Raw genomic sequence first — 17,155 nt, 5'->3', positions numbered from 1 at the left:
TTATATTTGAAAATTTATTATTTTACTCTCATCAAGATTGGTTCTAACATTAATTTCATTTTTGTGGTACACAATACTGTTTGATTGCACACTTGCAGTAAGCCAAACATTACCACCGATCACACAATTTTTTCCAATCACAGTATTCCCACCTAAAATGGTTGCATTCGAATAGATTATTACATTATCTTCTACAGTAGGGTGTCTTTTCTTTTTTGCAAGACTCTTTTTTACTTGTAATGCACCCAAAGTAACTCCCTGATATATTTTCACGTTATTTTTAATAATTGCAGATTCACCAATTACAACACCCGTTCCATGATCAATGAAAAATGATTCTCCAATAGTTGCCCCAGGATGAATATCTATTCCTGTCTTATTGTGCGCATGTTCACTCATTAAACGTGGTATTATTGGCACATCGAGATGATTTAAAACATTGCTTAAGCGATAAACCATAATTGCGAAGAAACCGGGATAGGCAATAATTACCTCTCCAATACTTCCAGCTGCCGGGTCAAACTGTTGAATGGCATCAGCATCTTTTAATAAGGCCTTATATATTCCAGGCAATGATTTCATAAAATCATGTGTTATTTTCTCTAGGGGTACGGGGAGATCCTTTTTTACAGGCAATAGGAGTAGTTTTAAAGTTGCTTCCAATTGATATAATAAGGATTCTTGCTCACAACTACTTTTTGTACGTCTGGCACTTATCGGGAAAAGAGTATTCATTGCCTCTTCCACAAAGCGTTGTGCTAAATCTCTTGATGGCATATCAAACTCTGAATTGTGTCTGGAAGATTGGAGTTCTGCCATTACTTTACTAAGGTAATTCATTATAATATTTTAATTGAATGGTAAATACACGAATTTACATAAAGGGTGAAAACCCATTAGCCGACTATTAATGAAGAAAGAATATTCGATTAACAGAAACAACAACAGCAACAACAGACAAGGTTGTTCTTATTGGATATCGTATTTTTTTGGGAATAATAAGAAAAGGAAACTTCTTGAGAGCGCATAACCTTGTTAATCGAAGATTTTCGACTATTTAAAGTGAAATGGTTATGTGTATTTTTCCTGTTCATTTATGAAATATGTATATACAAACTTATAAAAAAAAACTAAATTAGGACTTACAAGTCCTAAACTTTCTGTTAAGAAAATGTTATTTACTTAAATCAATCGTTTGCATACCATTTTCTTAGTTTAAGAATTCTAAAAACGATATAGTAATGCCAGAAAATCTCTAATAAATTGAAAATTATTATACGTGTAAATTTAAAACTGTAATTTTACCGCATTCGTTAATAAGATTATGAAATTTTAGAAGAACATCCATTTTGAAATTGGGAAAAGAATATAATACTCGAATTTATTATTTGTCTAATGATATGAAAAAGAAGTTGTTATTTGTATGTCTTGGAAATATTTGTCGGTCACCAAGTGCTGAAGCAGTAATGAAAAAATATTTAAAATTGAATCACTTAGAGTCAGATTTCCTATGCGATTCCGCTGGTACTGCTGCATATCATATTGGAGAGAGGGCAGATGCCAGAATGCGTAATCATGCCTTAAAAAGAGATTTCCAGATAAACAGCATTGCACGACAATTTAATCCTCAAATAGATTTTGACAAGTTTGATTTTATTATTGGAATGGATCAGCAGAATATCTCAGATATAAAGAAACTAGTACGAAATTCTGATGATTTAAAGAAAATAAGTGCGATGACGGATTATTGTACTGAATTTATAAATTATAATTATGTTCCAGATCCATATTATGGCGGGGAAAATGGTTTTGAATTGGTATTGGATATCTTGGAAGATGCTTGTTTAGGCTTAATTAATCAAATTTCAAGATGATAAGAAATGATATTGTGCAAAAGCTTGAGAATTGGAGACGGGACAAGATTAGTGCATTCAAACCTATCGCCGGTGGAAGTATTTTTAATGCCTACCAGATAAAATATAATGATGGTAGTTTTTGTTTCCTAAAAACTAGTTCTGATGAATCTGATATCTTTCAGAAAGAAGCGAATGGACTACATGAGATTCAAAAAACAGGATGTATTCGGGTTCCTGAAGTATTAATGGTAGATCAGAGTTTTATTTTACTGAAATTTATCGACCCGGGTAAAAAGAAAGAAAATTTCTTTTCCAATTTTGGAGAACAAATTGCTAAATTGCATTCTCACACGTCTTTGAAGTTTGGATACCGGGAGGATAATCATATAGGTTCAACGATTCAAATCAATATTGCAGCAAAAAATGATTCTCTGAATTGGGCCGACTTTTATTATCACAAGCGTTTACTATATCAATATAAACTTGCTGAAAAGAAAGGATTAGTTCGGGATGAACTAAAAAATGGATTTCTTTTGTTAGAGAATAGGATTGAAGAGATACTTGCTGGGAGTGAGGAAAAAGCATGTTTAATACATGGCGATCTGTGGTATGGAAATTTTTTATGCGATAAAGAATCTAATCCAGTTTTGATTGATCCTGCTGTTTATTATGGACACAGGGAGGCAGAACTGGCTATGACAAGGCTATTTGGTGGATTTACAAAGGATTTTTATGAAGCTTACAACAAGGCAAAACCTCTGCCACATGGATACGACTACAGGGAAAACATATACTTCCTATATCATGTATTAAATCATTTAAATATATTTGGTTCCAGCTATTATCCTCAGGCTGTAAAATTAGTCTGGTCCTATTTATGTTAGATAAATAAATAGTCAAGGATATCTTTTTCTCCCCAATAAAAATGTATATATGAGGCTATTGTATTCTTTTTTTTAAATAGCAGTGTATCTACCTCTGCATCTCTAGCTGAATAAATCTTACCAATACAAGAATCAACTTGAGGTTCAATTATTTTTGAATAATGAAATTCATGTCCGAACAGGGCCTCTCCATTAAGGATAACTTTTCTATATCCGAGACTTAATTTCATGTTTTCCATACTTGTATCTTGGGACAAGAAACCAACCATTGGAAATTTATTGGATTGTTTGTCAATGATATTTCTTGATAGATACATCATCCCTCCACACTCAGCGAGGACTTTACCTCCTCGTGAACAATATTCAAAAATTGCCAATTTCATAGCATTGTTGTTACTCAATTGCTTAAGAAATAACTCGGGATAACCACCTGATAGGTATAGCAAATCGGTTTCTGGCAATAATGAGTCATTCAAAGGAGAAAAATATATAATTTCACCCAATTGTTCTAAAGCCAATAAATTTTCATGATAGGTGAAATTAAATGCTTCATCCTTCGCAACAGCGATCTTTAAATTGGATTTTCTTATTTGTAGATCTTGTTTTGATTCTTTGAAGGGAACATTCGTGATTTTAAGTAAGCATTCCATATTTACAGTTGCGGCAATATGTGTAGTTATAAATTCTATTTTCTGTTCATAATTTTGTGAATCTGAAATGTCAAGCCCTAGGTGTCTGGAAGGAAGATGTAAATCTTTATTTTGCGCAATATAACCTAGGGATTTAAGGCCAACATCCGTACAAGCGTCTTTTAAAAACTGATAGTGTGATTCGCCATTTACAAAATTAAATATAACACCTGCAATATTTATTTTAGGATAGAAGTTTTTAAACCCATACAATAAAGGAGCTACAGAATAAGCTGTTGCTTTGGCGTTTATAACCAAAATTACTGGAATGTCTAGCAGTTCGGCAATTTCAGCAGAACTGCCTTTCATTTTTTTTGCACCGTCAAATAATCCCATTACACCTTCAACAATAGAAATGTCAGCCTCAGAGCTATATTTGCTATAAATTTCGCAAACATGTTCTTTACTACTTATAAAAGTATCCAAATTAATGGATGTCCTACCTGCTGCCCAAGCATGATGTTTTGTATCTAAATAATCCGGTCCACATTTAAATGGTTGAATCTTGAATCCCTTATTTCTAAAATATCGAAGAATCCCTTGTGTTATTGTTGTTTTCCCACTTCCGCTGGAGGGTGCGGCAATTAAAAATTGTGGTTTCATAAATAAAAGAAAAAATTAAATCAGGAAGTTTTAAATAATAAGCATAAATGATATGCATGGATAAACAAGATATTAGATAATGCTTTATCTATGGAATAAAAAAATCTTCTACGAGAGACTCTAAAACTTTATAAGATATAAGTTTACCATTTTTATGATATTCCTCCATTCTAACCAAGCCTACATTAATGGCGTACCATTCCATAATTTTAGTTTTTTTTATAGACATGCCACTATAGCTTATTTTTTCAGAAGAAATTTTGAAACACTTAAATTTACCAGCTGGAGTTTCTACTATTTCAGTTCCATCCACTTTCCGATTGATTAGTATTACATTCATTGACATTAAAACCGATCCAGTACCTCTCATAATTTTAGCTGAGCAGGTCGCTTCAGGAAGCATTTGCCCCATTTTAGGACGAATAGGAATATTTACAGAGTCAGCTAATACTTTGATAACCATCTTCTGATAGGAATCAAGTTGAATTGGATCTAAATATCTTACAGCTCCAATATAGAAATTAGAATCTTGAGTACTAAGATGGAAATATTGATAAATTGTTTTTTGATCCTTGGTTGTAATTTCCGACTCTATATTATACTTTATGGATTTTGTGTATTTTACTTTTCCAACGAGCTTCCAAATTTCAGAAAATTCTTTTCTGTTATTGTGATCATACGTTGTGTATTTTACTTTAAAATTCCGTCTAGAGGGCATGTAGGAATAATCACGCTGTCCAAAAGTGGAAGTCGATAAAAATAATAATATATAGAAAAGATATATAATTCTCATATGCAGAATAAGTAGGCAAATCAAGTTATTTTCTACATCTAAAATTACATATAATACTTTAGTCAGAAAACTTTATTAGCCTTATTTACTCTTTAAAAATTACATTTAGTTTCCGTGCAGAGAACATCATTTAGCCATTCTTAAGTACTTTAATATGTAGGATATACCCCATTTTACTAATTGCAAATATATTTCTAAATAAGTACAGGGCAAACGTATTTAAACTTTTTTCTATATTTTTGTATTGCAAGTCAGTAATCCTGTAGAGCATCAGCTCTACAATAAAAAAAATGGCTCTAACTCCCGCTTCAGAATCTTATGATAATCTTTTTATTAATTTTTTTTCAAGCTTAAAAGATCCTCGTAGAATAACAAAAGGTAATTTGCTTCATAATTTATTAGATATATTATTTCTAACTATATCAGCAGTTGTAAGTGGCTCTGACRATTGGGAGAGTATTAACTTATTTGGCAAGAGTCAAATAGATTGGTTGCGTCAATATCGTAAATTTGAAAATGGCATTCCTTCAGCTGATACATTAGCAAGAGTTTTTGCTGTATTGGATCCCTTAAAATTTGAGGATTGCTTTATTRAGTGGGCACAGTCAGTTTGCAAAATTACTGATGGAGAACTTATTGCTATTGATGGCAAACGATTAAGAGGWTCCTATGACAAATCATCCAATAAGGCTGCAATTCATGTGGTTTCYGCTTTTGCAGCAGGTAATGGAATTTGTTTGGGTCAAATATCTACTGATAAAAAGAGCAATGAAATTGTTGCGATACCAAAGTTACTAGATTTATTAGCGGTGAAGGGATRCACGATTTCGATAGATGCGATGGGATGCCAAAAGAGTATTGCTGAGAAGATTAGAAAATTAAAAGCGAATTATATTTTAGCTGTTAAAAATAATCAGCAAGAACTTTCACAACAGTGTAAAAAGCTCTTCGAAATAACATCTCCTTGCTCAATTGATCAGCAAACGGATATGGGGYATGGCAGAGTTGAAGTCAGAAAGTGCACAGTTATCGATGATTTAACCTTCCTTGATGAAAAAGTACAGTRGTTAGATTTWAATTGTATAATTAAAATTGAATCTCAGAGATATCACAAACAATCAGGTAAATCAGAACAAGAAACAAGATATTATATATCAAGTTRTCAGGCAAATGCAAAGATGTTAAATCAAAATATTAGACAACATTGGAGTATTGAGAATGAGTTACATTGGTTGTTAGATGTAACATTTTMAGAAGATAGGCAAAGAAAGAGGATGGGCGACAGTCCAGATAATTTCAATAAAATTCTCAAAATTGCTTCTGGACTACTGAAAAAGACAGAAACTTCTAAGAAAACAAGCATTAAAGGAAAAAGATATAAATCAGCTCTTGAAAAGGATTTTAGAGAAAAGGTGTTACAGATTTCTTAAATGCGGAAGCCCTGATAAATCACAGCTTTAAATATAATTTTACACACGATATGGTATAAGCCAGCAGCCTAAGCTTCCGCAGATTTGTAATTTGTGGGGTAATGAGTTTAGGATTTCCTATCCGTTTCTCCTTCAACATATACTATTGTGATTTTGGCATCACGTTTTCTATGAGTTAAAATTTATAATTTCTTAGGTATATTGAACAGGGAATAAGGCGTTCTCTCCTCGTACTAAAACAGGAGGGTGATTCTAGTTGACCAATTTTAAGAAATTGAGATTTTTAAGGAACATTTTTTCTTCACTATTTAATCTATTTGTCTGGAGTTAATAGATTTTTTAGAAATCTCAATAAACCATTCTTTTTTAGGGAATTTGAAATGGACAACTATTTGTTAAACAACAATTAAAATTTATATTTGTAGTACCCAAAACCTCTACATTTGACTACAAACAATGAAATAAAGGATCAAACCCTGGTAATTCAATTAAAAGATGGATCACAGCTTGCCTTTAAGCAACTATTTGATCGATATACACCTAGGATTTATCGTTTTGCTATATCTTATCTTAAATCAGATGTAGACGCAGAAGAATTAGTTCAAGATGTTTTCCTAAAGCTTTGGGAAAAAAAAGAAACGCTTGATGAATTTCAGAATATTCGCGCTTACATATTCAAAATAGCGATTAATAGCATTTATAATTTATCAAAAAGGAAAAATTATAAACAGGTCTATAATGAGTTTGTCAAAAATAACTTCACACAGGGTAATGAATTTACATGGAATGAGGTTGTATACAATGAATTAGTGGATTCTTTAAATTTGCACATTGATAAAATGCCAGCTCAACGTAGAGATATATTCTTAATGAGTAGAAAAGATGGCCTTTCAAATCAAGAAATAGCCAAAAATCTTAGTATTTCACTAAGAACAGTAGAGAATCAAATTTATCGTGCTGTCTCTTACCTCAGGAAACAGTTAAAACCTAACTCCGTATTTTTGCTGTTGCTGTTTTTTCTAAATAGTTAAGGATTGTTTAGGCCACTTGAACAATATTTCTTTTGTCATAGATAGATATAAGTTTTCATTTTAAGTATTCTCTAATCTAATAATTTCGTAAATAAATTTCAATGTGCTATTACGGCCTCTTTGTGAGATGTTTGCAAGGAGGGTTTGCATGTGTGCTATCTTTTTCGAAAAAACTTTCACTTTGGTGTGAGTAGTTTCGTGATTGAGTTTGTATTACTATTATAACGATGATCTAAACATGAAGGAAAATTACAATAATATATTTGGACGAATAAAGCAAAACATATCTTCGAATGAAGATCATGAAAAAGTAGCATCCCTTTTTGGGAAGCAAGAATTGGAATATGAGATTTCTGATGCCTTGTTCGGACAATTGGAGAAAATGGACGAAGAAAATACAGATGGGATCGATTTAAATTCGTTGTACAAAAGGCTTTGGCTTAAGATTAATGCTAAAGAAAAAGAGCATAAATCCACAAAACACCGTATTCTCTTAATAAGAGTTGCATCAATTGCGGTAATCATGGCTATAGGACTCATAGTCGGAGCAATTTTCACTCCTTTAAATCAAAATTCGGATTTGGCTTTTGTTACTATAGTAGCTCCAAAGGGATCTATTTCTCAAATGTATTTACCAGATAGTACACTAATATATTTAAACGCAGGTTCTGAGATAAAATATCGGATGGATCAAGGAGATGGAAATAGGGAGGTTTTCCTTTCTGGTGAGGCATGGTTTAAAGTCACAAAGAACCAGAATAAGCCTTTTGTTGTTAATACTCCATATTATAATGTGAAGGTTTTGGGTACTGAATTCAATGTTAGGGCCTATGAGAATGACAAAGATGTTACTACAACATTGGAGGAGGGGAGCATCCAAATTATCTCAGGGAGAGCTCTTACAATTCAGCAACCAATACTAATTAAGCCAGAAGAGCAGATCTCTTATAATAAGCTTGAACGAAAAATTAACATTAAAGAAGTTAATTCATCATTGTATTCCTCTTGGAAAGACAATAAACTCATTTTTATTAATAAAAACTTTAGTGAGTTAGCTGATATTCTGGAACGAAAATATGGCGTAGAAATTCAAGTGAAAGATACTTCAATAAATAAGTACCATTATGATGGAACAATAAAAGATGAAACCATATTTGAGATGTTAAATCGTATTCAATCTACGCTTCCTATAAAATATCGGATAGAAGGTCAAAAAATAATTATTGAAAAAGATAAATGCTCAAAAATCCACTAGCTATGAAATGGAGAAATGGTCCTTAAATCTGCAAGAAAAAAGCCGGTGATGCTGTAACATCAACCGGCCAGTATTAAATTAATCTCCAGGTGCTGTAACACCTGAAAAGTTATTAACTCAACATCCTAAAATTATGAAAAAAAACTCAAGTATTCACTTTTCCTTAGGGAAAGTGGGGCGAAAAATTCTTTTAGTCATGAAGATTACGGTCTTTTTAATGTTAACCTTTATGCTTAATGCAACGGCAAAGGTTTATTCACAACCAGGAAAGGTTTCCTTACAGCTTGAAAACAGGGAAATTGCAGATGTGCTTCGTGAAATTGAAAATAACACAGAATACAGTTTTTTCTACCAAAGAGAACAAATCGATGTTACCAGAAAGGTGTCAGTTGATGTAGAAAATAAAAGTGTAAAAAGTGTTTTGGATCAGATTTTCGAAGGCGAAAACATAGAGTATCACATCTCTAAAAACAACACAGTTATTCTACTTCCTAAATTGGAACAAAATTCCAAAACTTTACAAGGCATAGAAGTTACAGGGCAAGTGGTGGATGCCAAAGGGGCAACACTTCCAGGGGTAAACGTAGTGATCAAAGGCAAAAATACAGGAACGATTACGGATATCAATGGCAATTTCTCCATAATTGCTGAGGAAGGTGAGCTTCTTGTTTTTTCCTTTGTAGGATATTCTCCCCAAGAAATTCAAGTGAGTGCTAAAGCAATTATAAAAATTGTTTTAAAGGAGGAATCTATAGGTTTAAATGAGGTGGTTGCCATTGGTTATGGTATGCAGCGTAAAAAGGATTTGACAGGTTCAGTGGTTTCCGTGAATAGTGATCAGCTTCAATCGATTCCGGTTCCAAGTATTGGAGATGCTTTGCAAGGAAAAGCTTCAGGTGTACAAGTTATTTCTTCAGGAGTTCCCGGAAACGATGCCGTATTTCGCATTAGAGGTATTGGTACTATAAATGACAACGACCCATTGTTGGTAATTGACGGTATCCCAACATCTTCAGGCTTGAATCAATTAAACATGAATGATATTGAATCTATTCAGATATTGAAGGATGCTTCTGCAACAGCAATTTATGGTTCCCGAGGTGCTAATGGTGTAATTATCATTACAACTAAAAAAGGAAGCTTAGGCAAAAGTATTATTGATGTAAACTACAATTATGGCATTCAGGAAGCAACCAATATGGTGGATGTTTTAAATGCTTCTCAATTTGCCTCACTTCATAACGAAATGATGGAAAATGCAGGATTAGAGAAAAACCCGGCTTATTCCAATCCTGAATCGTTAGGAGAAGGAACCGATTGGTTGGATAAGTTGTTTAGTCCTGCTGCAATGCACAATCTTTCTTTGGCTTTTTCGGGAGGAAATGACAAAACTAGATACTACGTGTCTGGTAGTCTTCTCGACCAGAAGGGGGTTATCTCAGAAACCGGATTTAAAAGATATACCGTTAAGTTTAATTTGGAATCTCAGGTGCTTAAAAAAGTAAAAATTGGAACCAATATTACTTTGAATCACGATAAGAAATACAGTGGAGATTACAGTGTTAAAAATACGATGCTTGCCTTACCAACTCAGTCTATTTTCAATGAAGATGGAACCTACGCTGGTCCAAAGGAAAGACCATCATGGGATGGTGACATCACGAATCCAATTGGAAAAGCGAGATTAGTAGAGACAAGTACAATAGGTTACAATTTGTTGGGATCTATATTTGCTGAAGTTGATATTATTGATGGGCTTAAATTTAAAACCAATTTAGGACTGCAGACTAATTTTTGGGATAATCGCACTTGGGCACCGAAATATAATTGGCTTCCGGTTCCTCAGGAGCAATCTTATTTGTTTCAGCAATCGAACAAAAATATTACCTGGAATTGGGACAATACACTTACTTATAGTAAGAAAATTAACGAGGTTCATAGAATCACCTTAATGGCTGGAACCAGTGCTCAGGAAAATAGTTTTCGTTTCCAGAATGGGTCAATTCAAAATTTTGCAAGCGATCAAACTCAACAACTAGCAAATGGTATTTCTCAGCCAACTGTAAACGGAAATACTTCAGAATGGTCATTGATGTCGTACATGGGGCGAGCTAATTATGTATTTGCGGATAAATACATGGTGACCGCCACAATTCGTCGTGATGGTTCATCACGTTTTGGTTCCAAAAATAAATGGGGAACATTTCCATCAGCTTCCGTGGCATGGAGACTGTCTGAAGAAAATTTCTTACAAGGAGTTCGGTTTATTGATGATTTAAAACTTCGGGCCGGATATGGTGTTACAGGAAATCAGGAAATCGGAAATTACAGTTTTGCTTCGGTATTGCAAACCAATAAATACAATTTTAACAACAATATAGTATCAGCTGTTGTACCGGATATGATGCCAAATCCAAATGTTCAGTGGGAAACACAAAAGCAAACCAATATTGGAATTGACGCAACATTGTTTAATCAAAGAGTAACACTCACGATTGACGGATATATAAAGAATACAGAGGATATGTTGGTGCCGATGTCGGTGCCTATTTCTACAGGTTACTCAGATATTAATGTTCCCTTTATAAATGCAGGAAAAATTCAAAACAAGGGGATTGAGATTAATATCTCAACTCATAACATGAAAGGTGAATTCATATGGAATACAGATTTTAATTTTTCATATAACAAAAATGAAGTGAAAAATTTGAATGATACCATTCCTATGGTTACAGGAAATAATTTTGACTTTAATTTTGCGGTTTCCAGAATTGCACCCGGCCATCCTGTGAATGCTTTTTATGGTTTTATTACCGATGGTATTTTCCAAACACAGGCTGAAGTAGATTCACATGCTCAGCAGGTTCCTGGCTTAGACCCTTATAACAGAACCTCAGCCGGAGACATTCGCTTTAAGGATTTGAATAGTGATGGAATTATTGATGACAATGACCGTACTTACATGGGAAATCCTACACCTGAGTTTATCTTTTCGTTAAACAACTCGTTTAGCTACAAGGGCTTTGATTTGAATATTTTTCTACAGGGTGTTTACGGGAATGAAATATTCAATGCGAATCGGATATGGAATGAGGGTATGGCTGTTGCTGTAAATCAAAGTGCCGAAACCCTTAATCGTTGGACAGGACCAAATACAAGTAATAGTATTCCAAGAGCTGTTTTTAATGATCCTAATAAGAATACCAGAGCTTCTGATCGTTGGATTGAAGATGGATCTTATTTAAGAATCAAAAATGTTTCTCTGGGATACACCTTGCCAAAGGCTCTGATTTCGCAAATTGGTTTGGAGTCACTACGTCTATATGTATCAGGAACAAATCTTTACACATTTACCAACTACAAAGGTTTTGATCCAGAGGTATCTACGGATGGGATAGATCATAACATTTACCCTGTTACCAGAACAATTAGTCTGGGTGTTAACGTAAGGTTCTAATCTAAGTAAATTATAAACACATGAAAAAGATATTATATATTCCAATTTTGATCATTGCACTTTTTATCAGTGCATGTGGGGATGATTTTTTAGATAAAGCTCCCCTTGATTCAATCAATACAGAGAATTTTTATCAGACTAAAGCTGATGCTTTAGGTGCGATTAATGGCGCGTACCAACCTTTACAGTGGCCTAAGTTGTATAACATGAGAATGTGGACAACTGATATTATGGCAGGAAACAGTATAGTTGGTGCAGGTGGTGGAGATGATGGCCGGGAGACACAGGATATGGCTAATTTTGTTACTGCAACTGATAATCCAGGAGTTTTAGACCTTTGGCGTGGACCTGCCCCGGGAATTCTTCGTTGCAATTTAGTACTTCAAAATGTTCCCGGAATGGATATCGATCAAGAGCTAAAAGACCAAATACTGGGAGAAGCTCACTTTTTGAGAGGATTATACTATTTTATTCTTGCTCGAATGTTTGGTGACGTTCCTTTGATTTTGGAACCTCAAGCACCAGGTGATGATTTGCGACCTGAACGTACTGCGGTAAATCAGGTTTATGAGCAAATTATTAAAGATCTAGAGAGTGCGAAGAATATGCTTCCTCCACGTGAAAAATATTCCGAAGCTGAAAAAGGTCGTGCTTCAAAAGGAGCTGCTACAGGTATGCTAGCTAAAGTTTATTTGACTCTTGGCGAATGGCAAAAAACTGTGGATCTGTGCAATGAGGTTTCTGCTTTAGGCTATGCTTTGAATCCATTGTATTCAGACAATTATGATGTGAAGAATAAAAACTCCGTTGAGTCGCTATTCGAAATACAATATACAAGTGATGCTGGTGAAAACTTCTGGGGCAATGAGAATCAGGCTTCATGGCTAAGTACCTTTACCGGACCGCGTAATTCCGACATGGTTGCCGGAGGATGGGGATGGAACCAACCTACTCAGGAATTTGTAGATTCATATGAGAATGGTGACTTGCGTAAGGATGTTACCGTTTTATACGAAGGTTGTCCGCAATTCGATGGTCAGGACTATGATAAGGCTTATTCCACTACAGGTTATAACCTTAGGAAATTCTTGGTATCTAAAACCATTTCTCCTACTTACGATAACAGTCCTATGAATTTCCCTGTATTACGCTATGCCGATGTTTTGCTAATGAAAGCAGAAGCCCTAACCAATTTAGGACAAACATCAGCCGCAGAAGCTCCTTTGAATGAAGTGCGTTTGCGAGCAGGACTTTCTGTTGTTTCGGGTCTTTCTCAAGTAGATTTTCTTGAGAAAGTATTGCATGAAAGAAGAATGGAAATGGCCTTCGAAGGACAAAGATGGTTTGATCTTATTCGGATTGATAGTGGTCAATATGGATTGGATTTTCTACATTCCATTGGTAAAGTGAATGCGAGTTCAAAACATTTATTGTTACCAATTCCTCAGAAGGAAATAGATGCGAATCCAAATTTGCAACAAAATTCGGGATACTAAATAAGGTAACCATTTTTAATAAGAAGAAAGTACTTGAAGTATCCACTGAAATAAAAACTCTATCTAGGTGGTGTATTGATTATTTCAAATAGTTGGTTGAATAACTCAATATTCGACTAATAATTGAAAAGTGGATGTTTCTTGTATACTCATTAATCAAATAATAAACCGATGAAAAAAAGATATATAACACAGGGCTTTATCCCTAATTGGAAAATTGATAAAGGGGGAATTTTTATTACCGTTTTGATCAGTATTTTGTTTTCCTTTCTGTTGCCGTCATGTGACAATAATGAAGAGATCGTTATTGAAATGGGAAATCCAGTTCAACTATCAGCTTCAAAATCGGAAGTTGAGTTAAACCAAAAAAATGCCAATTTAACTGCTATTGAATATACTTGGACTCCTGGATCAAATGAAGGGACAGGGGCAGCAATTTCTTATATCCTACAATTGGATATAGAAGGCAATAACTTCTCAACTCCAAAAACTTTTGAAGTAGGAAAAGCTGTTTTATCTAAAAAGTATACAACTGAAGAGTTGAATAATATTCTTTTAAATGATTGGGGAGCTACAGCTGGTACCACAGTTATGATGGAATCTCGTGTAATTGCTATTACTTCCTCTGATGTAGTTGTTCCTGATACCTCAAAAATTGTAGCTGTTTCTGTAATGTCCTATGTGCCAGTTTCAAACACGCTTTATATGGTGGGAGATGCTACTCCAAATGGTTGGGATAACTCTATCGCTACACCTTTACAGGAGAATCCTGACGAGCCCGCCACATTTACCTACGAGGGTACATTGAAAGCCGGAGAATTGAAATTTATTACGCAATTGGGCGAATGGCTTCCTTCATATCAAAAAGGAGAAGATGTACAGCATATTGTGTTAAGAACCGATGATTCTCAACCTGATGAGAAATTCTCTATTGCCGAATCAGGGGTTTATAGAATTACTCTTAACCTGTTGGATCTTAACATTTCTTTTGAGAAACTAGATCAATCACCTTATGATGAACTTTGGATTGTTGGGGATGCAACTCCAAATGGATGGAATATTGATAATCCAAACAAAATGGTACAAGACCCTACCGACTCATTTATATTTACTTACAATGAATATTTGAATGCAGGTGAATTTAAATTCCCAACATCTACAGGTGACTGGGGAACTGATTTTTACATGCCTCTTACCAATTATCCGGATCTTTCGGAAACCACTGTTCAGCTTGTTTCAGGAGGAGATCCTGATTATAAATGGAAAATTACTGATGCAGGACCTTATAAGATTCAATTAAACCTAAGAGACCTAAGTATATCGATAAAAGCTTTTGAACCCTATACTATGCTTTGGATGGTTGGCGATGCAACTCCTGCAGGTTGGGATATTGATAATCCAACGGAGATGGTTCCGGATTCAAATGATCCTAACGTATTTACTTATACCGGACCTTTAACAGCAGGTGAATTTAAATTCCCTACATCTACAGGTGACTGGGGTGCTGATTTCTTTATGCCGGTAGAAAATCATCCTGAACTTTCCGATACCAGAATGAAATTCATTTCAGGTGGATCGCCCGATAGCAAATGGGAGATTACATCGGCAGGAAATTACACCATTACTATCAATCAATTTTACGAAACCATTTCTATTGTAAAAAATTGATATAATAACTTTTTGAAACTCCGTTGGAAGTCTTTTGGGAAAAATGGTGAATCCAAAATTATTTCAACGGGGTTTCAATACTTTTACTAACAGGTACGCCATCAAAATATGAATTCATTAAATTTTAAGGCATGAAGAATTCGTTAAAATATTTGCTATTAATAGTGAGTATCTTTATTGCTTGTCAAAAATCAGAGGACAATCCAGCAGAGAGTCCTATTCCTGTTAACTCGGAAAATATTGTTGTTTCCATTGAAACAGATAAGGCATCTTATAGTCCTAATGATGAAGTTGAGTTTGTTATGGATAAGGAGATTTCTTCATCTGCAATTATTCGCTATCGACACCTTAATGAAACTATTGAAGAGGTTACATACCAAGGTAAAAGCTGGAAATGGAAAGCTCCTTCTAAGGATTTCACAGGATATATGGTTGATTTGTATGAAATGATTGACGAACAGGAGGTTATTTATGGCAGTGTTGCAGTTGACGTATCCTCCGATTGGACACGTTTTCCAAGATATGGATTTCTGTCAAAATTTGATTCAGATGTTTCTGCTGAAGATATTAAAACTACGCTTGATCTGCTTACGAGATATCACATCAATGGATTGCAATATTACGATTGGCACAATAAACACCACAAACCTCTTAAGATGGATGGGAACACACCCGCCGCAACATGGCAGGACATTGCACGAAGGGATGTTTCTTTCAATACAGTAAAAGATTACATTCAGGAGGCCAAATCCCGTAATATATCTTCCATGAGCTACAATTTATTGTATGGTGCATGGGAAGATTGTGAATTAGATGGTGTGGCTAAAGAATGGATGGTTTATAATGATGATAATCATCAAAATATAAATAGACATGAATTGGATCATAATTGGGCATTGAGTGATATTTTAGTTGTGAATCCTGCAAATGAAAACTGGCAGGATTATATAATGGCACAGACTGAAAATATCTATCAGTTTCTGGATTTTGACGGTTGGCATTTAGACCAATTAGGCGATAGAGGAAATGTGTATGATTATCAAGGTAATTCAATTGATTTAAAGCAAGGCTATTATTCCTTTTTGACAGGGCTTAGACAAAATTTTCCCGATAAGAGAATGGTTTTGAATGCCGTTAACCAATTTGGACAAGCTCAGATATTAAGTACAGAAGTAGATTTTGCCTATACTGAAGTTTGGTTTCCAAATGAAAAATATAATGATCTGGCACAAATTATTTTAGACAATAATGCCTTATGCGACAATACAAAAAAGACAGTTTTGGCAGCTTATATGAATTATGATTTAGCCAACGGTACCGGTTATTTTAATACACCTGCTGTACTTTATACCGATGCGGTAATCTTTGCCTTTGGTGGTTCTCATTTAGAATTGGGAGAACACATGTTGGGCAAGGAATATTTTCCGAACAATAATTTATTGATGCGATCCGATCTGAAAACTTCCTTGATTGCTAATTACGATTTTATGGTTGCTTATGAGAATCTTTTGCGCGATGGCGGCACTTTTAATTCACCACAAATTTCATCTACTGATGGGAAATTAGATTTGAACGCATGGCCACCTCAATACAATAAAGTTGCTGTAGTAGGGAAAAAAATAGGAAATCGACAGATTATTCACTTGCTGAACTTTGCAAATGTTACAAGTCTTGATTGGCGTGACAATTCCGGAACTCAAACTTTCCCGCAACCGGAAGAAAAATGTAATTTGGAGATCAGTGTTGACAAAAAAGTTTCCAAACTGTGGTTTGCATCACCTGATACTCAATTTGGAACGGCAAGCAATATTGAATTCATTCAAAACGATAACAAGATTGCGTTTCAACTTCCTTCATTAAAATATTGGGATATGCTTGTGTTGGAATATGAGTAATACCTAAAATGAAATCCACTTTGCAATAATTGATTCCAGGATCATCGAAACAAGCAGATTTTGGTGTTCTCTGGTAGTTTATTGTGTCTAATTATCAG

General features: G+C 34.5%; 12 protein-coding genes. 9 read left to right on the top strand and 3 right to left on the bottom strand.

What is annotated here, in order from left to right; all coding sequences use genetic code 11:
- Nucleotides 1-840 carry a serine O-acetyltransferase gene (locus tag DLK05_RS05890; protein ID WP_127343077.1) on the bottom strand — a complete coding sequence of 280 codons (840 nt, stop codon included), beginning with the start codon at nt 838-840 and terminating at the stop codon, nt 1-3.
- 560 nt (nt 841-1,400) lie between these two features.
- On the opposite strand from DLK05_RS05890, the gene DLK05_RS05885 reads away from it, so the two are divergent.
- Both DLK05_RS05885 and DLK05_RS05880 read left to right on the top strand, forming a co-directional pair.
- Entirely contained in the window at nt 1,401-1,874 is a 474-nt protein-coding gene (locus DLK05_RS05885) for a low molecular weight protein-tyrosine-phosphatase (protein ID WP_127343116.1), read from the top strand.
- Nucleotides 1,871-2,740 carry a fructosamine kinase family protein gene (locus DLK05_RS05880; RefSeq protein ID WP_209319740.1) on the top strand — a complete coding sequence of 290 codons (870 nt, stop codon included), beginning with the start codon at nt 1,871-1,873 and terminating at the stop codon, nt 2,738-2,740. The genes DLK05_RS05885 and DLK05_RS05880 overlap by 4 nt, the downstream gene beginning before the upstream one ends.
- Here the strand turns inward: DLK05_RS05880 and DLK05_RS05875 are convergent.
- Together DLK05_RS05875 and DLK05_RS05870 are read right to left on the bottom strand one after the other, a co-directional pair.
- Entirely contained in the window at nt 2,737-4,032 is a 1,296-nt protein-coding gene (locus DLK05_RS05875; protein ID WP_127343076.1) for a cobyrinic acid a,c-diamide synthase CobB, read from the bottom strand. The genes DLK05_RS05880 and DLK05_RS05875 overlap by 4 nt on opposite strands.
- A gap of 88 nt (nt 4,033-4,120) precedes the next feature.
- Complete coding sequence (locus DLK05_RS05870) at nt 4,121-4,825, bottom strand: TapB family protein (RefSeq protein ID WP_127343075.1); 705 nt, start codon at nt 4,823-4,825, stop codon at nt 4,121-4,123.
- Nucleotides 4,826-5,115: 290 nt separating this feature from the next.
- Here DLK05_RS05870 and DLK05_RS05865 point away from each other — a divergent pair, with 290 nt between their 5' ends.
- The 7 genes from DLK05_RS05865 to DLK05_RS05835 all read left to right on the top strand — a co-directional run bounded on the left by DLK05_RS05865 (nt 5,116) and on the right by DLK05_RS05835 (nt 17,057).
- The gene (locus tag DLK05_RS05865) at nt 5,116-6,255 is read left to right on the top strand and encodes an ISAs1 family transposase (protein ID WP_127343074.1); all 1,140 of its coding nucleotides are present in this window, start codon (nt 5,116-5,118) and stop codon (nt 6,253-6,255) included.
- Between the two features lie 443 nt (nt 6,256-6,698).
- The gene (locus DLK05_RS05860; protein WP_127343073.1) at nt 6,699-7,286 is read left to right on the top strand and encodes an RNA polymerase sigma factor; all 588 of its coding nucleotides are present in this window, start codon (nt 6,699-6,701) and stop codon (nt 7,284-7,286) included.
- A 238-nt stretch (nt 7,287-7,524) separates the two neighbouring features.
- The gene (locus DLK05_RS05855) at nt 7,525-8,541 is read left to right on the top strand and encodes a FecR family protein (protein ID WP_127343072.1); all 1,017 of its coding nucleotides are present in this window, start codon (nt 7,525-7,527) and stop codon (nt 8,539-8,541) included.
- A 133-nt stretch (nt 8,542-8,674) separates the two neighbouring features.
- Nucleotides 8,675-11,998 (top strand): TonB-dependent receptor, encoded by a 3,324-nt coding sequence (locus DLK05_RS05850; RefSeq protein WP_209319739.1) that lies wholly within the window; start codon nt 8,675-8,677, stop codon nt 11,996-11,998.
- Nucleotides 11,999-12,018: 20 nt separating this feature from the next.
- Nucleotides 12,019-13,494 carry a RagB/SusD family nutrient uptake outer membrane protein gene (locus tag DLK05_RS05845; RefSeq protein WP_127343071.1) on the top strand — a complete coding sequence of 492 codons (1,476 nt, stop codon included), beginning with the start codon at nt 12,019-12,021 and terminating at the stop codon, nt 13,492-13,494.
- Between the two features lie 171 nt (nt 13,495-13,665).
- The gene (locus tag DLK05_RS05840; protein ID WP_127343070.1) at nt 13,666-15,162 is read left to right on the top strand and encodes a SusF/SusE family carbohydrate-binding protein; all 1,497 of its coding nucleotides are present in this window, start codon (nt 13,666-13,668) and stop codon (nt 15,160-15,162) included.
- Nucleotides 15,163-15,293: 131 nt separating this feature from the next.
- On the top strand, nt 15,294-17,057 hold the full coding sequence (locus DLK05_RS05835; RefSeq protein WP_127343069.1) for an endo-dextranase: 1,764 nt from the start codon (nt 15,294-15,296) through the stop codon (nt 17,055-17,057).
- Nucleotides 17,058-17,155: the final 98 nt, after the last annotated feature.

Origin of the sequence: Ancylomarina longa (genome assembly GCF_003996985.1) — a bacterium.
GTDB classification, from domain to species: Bacteria; Bacteroidota; Bacteroidia; order Bacteroidales; family Marinifilaceae; genus Ancylomarina_A; species Ancylomarina_A longa.
Note: the sequence above shows the minus strand (reverse complement) of the source record. Positions and strands in the feature narration are given on the sequence as shown.

Bases quoted from the DNA above. Each gene is read 5' to 3' on its own strand.
- DLK05_RS05835 (WP_127343069.1), top strand. From the start codon at position 15,294: ATGAAGAATTCGTTAAAATATTTGCTATTAATAGTGAGTATCTTTATT.
- DLK05_RS05885 (WP_127343116.1), top strand. From the start codon at position 1,401: ATGAAAAAGAAGTTGTTATTTGTATGTCTTGGAAATATTTGTCGGTCA.
- DLK05_RS05850 (WP_209319739.1), top strand. From the start codon at position 8,675: ATGAAAAAAAACTCAAGTATTCACTTTTCCTTAGGGAAAGTGGGGCGA.
- DLK05_RS05870 (WP_127343075.1), bottom strand. From the start codon at position 4,825: ATGAGAATTATATATCTTTTCTATATATTATTATTTTTATCGACTTCC.
- DLK05_RS05875 (WP_127343076.1), bottom strand. From the start codon at position 4,032: ATGAAACCACAATTTTTAATTGCCGCACCCTCCAGCGGAAGTGGGAAA.
- DLK05_RS05845 (WP_127343071.1), top strand. From the start codon at position 12,019: ATGAAAAAGATATTATATATTCCAATTTTGATCATTGCACTTTTTATC.
- DLK05_RS05890 (WP_127343077.1), bottom strand. From the start codon at position 840: ATGAATTACCTTAGTAAAGTAATGGCAGAACTCCAATCTTCCAGACAC.
- DLK05_RS05880 (WP_209319740.1), top strand. From the start codon at position 1,871: ATGATAAGAAATGATATTGTGCAAAAGCTTGAGAATTGGAGACGGGAC.
- DLK05_RS05855 (WP_127343072.1), top strand. From the start codon at position 7,525: ATGAAGGAAAATTACAATAATATATTTGGACGAATAAAGCAAAACATA.
- DLK05_RS05840 (WP_127343070.1), top strand. From the start codon at position 13,666: ATGAAAAAAAGATATATAACACAGGGCTTTATCCCTAATTGGAAAATT.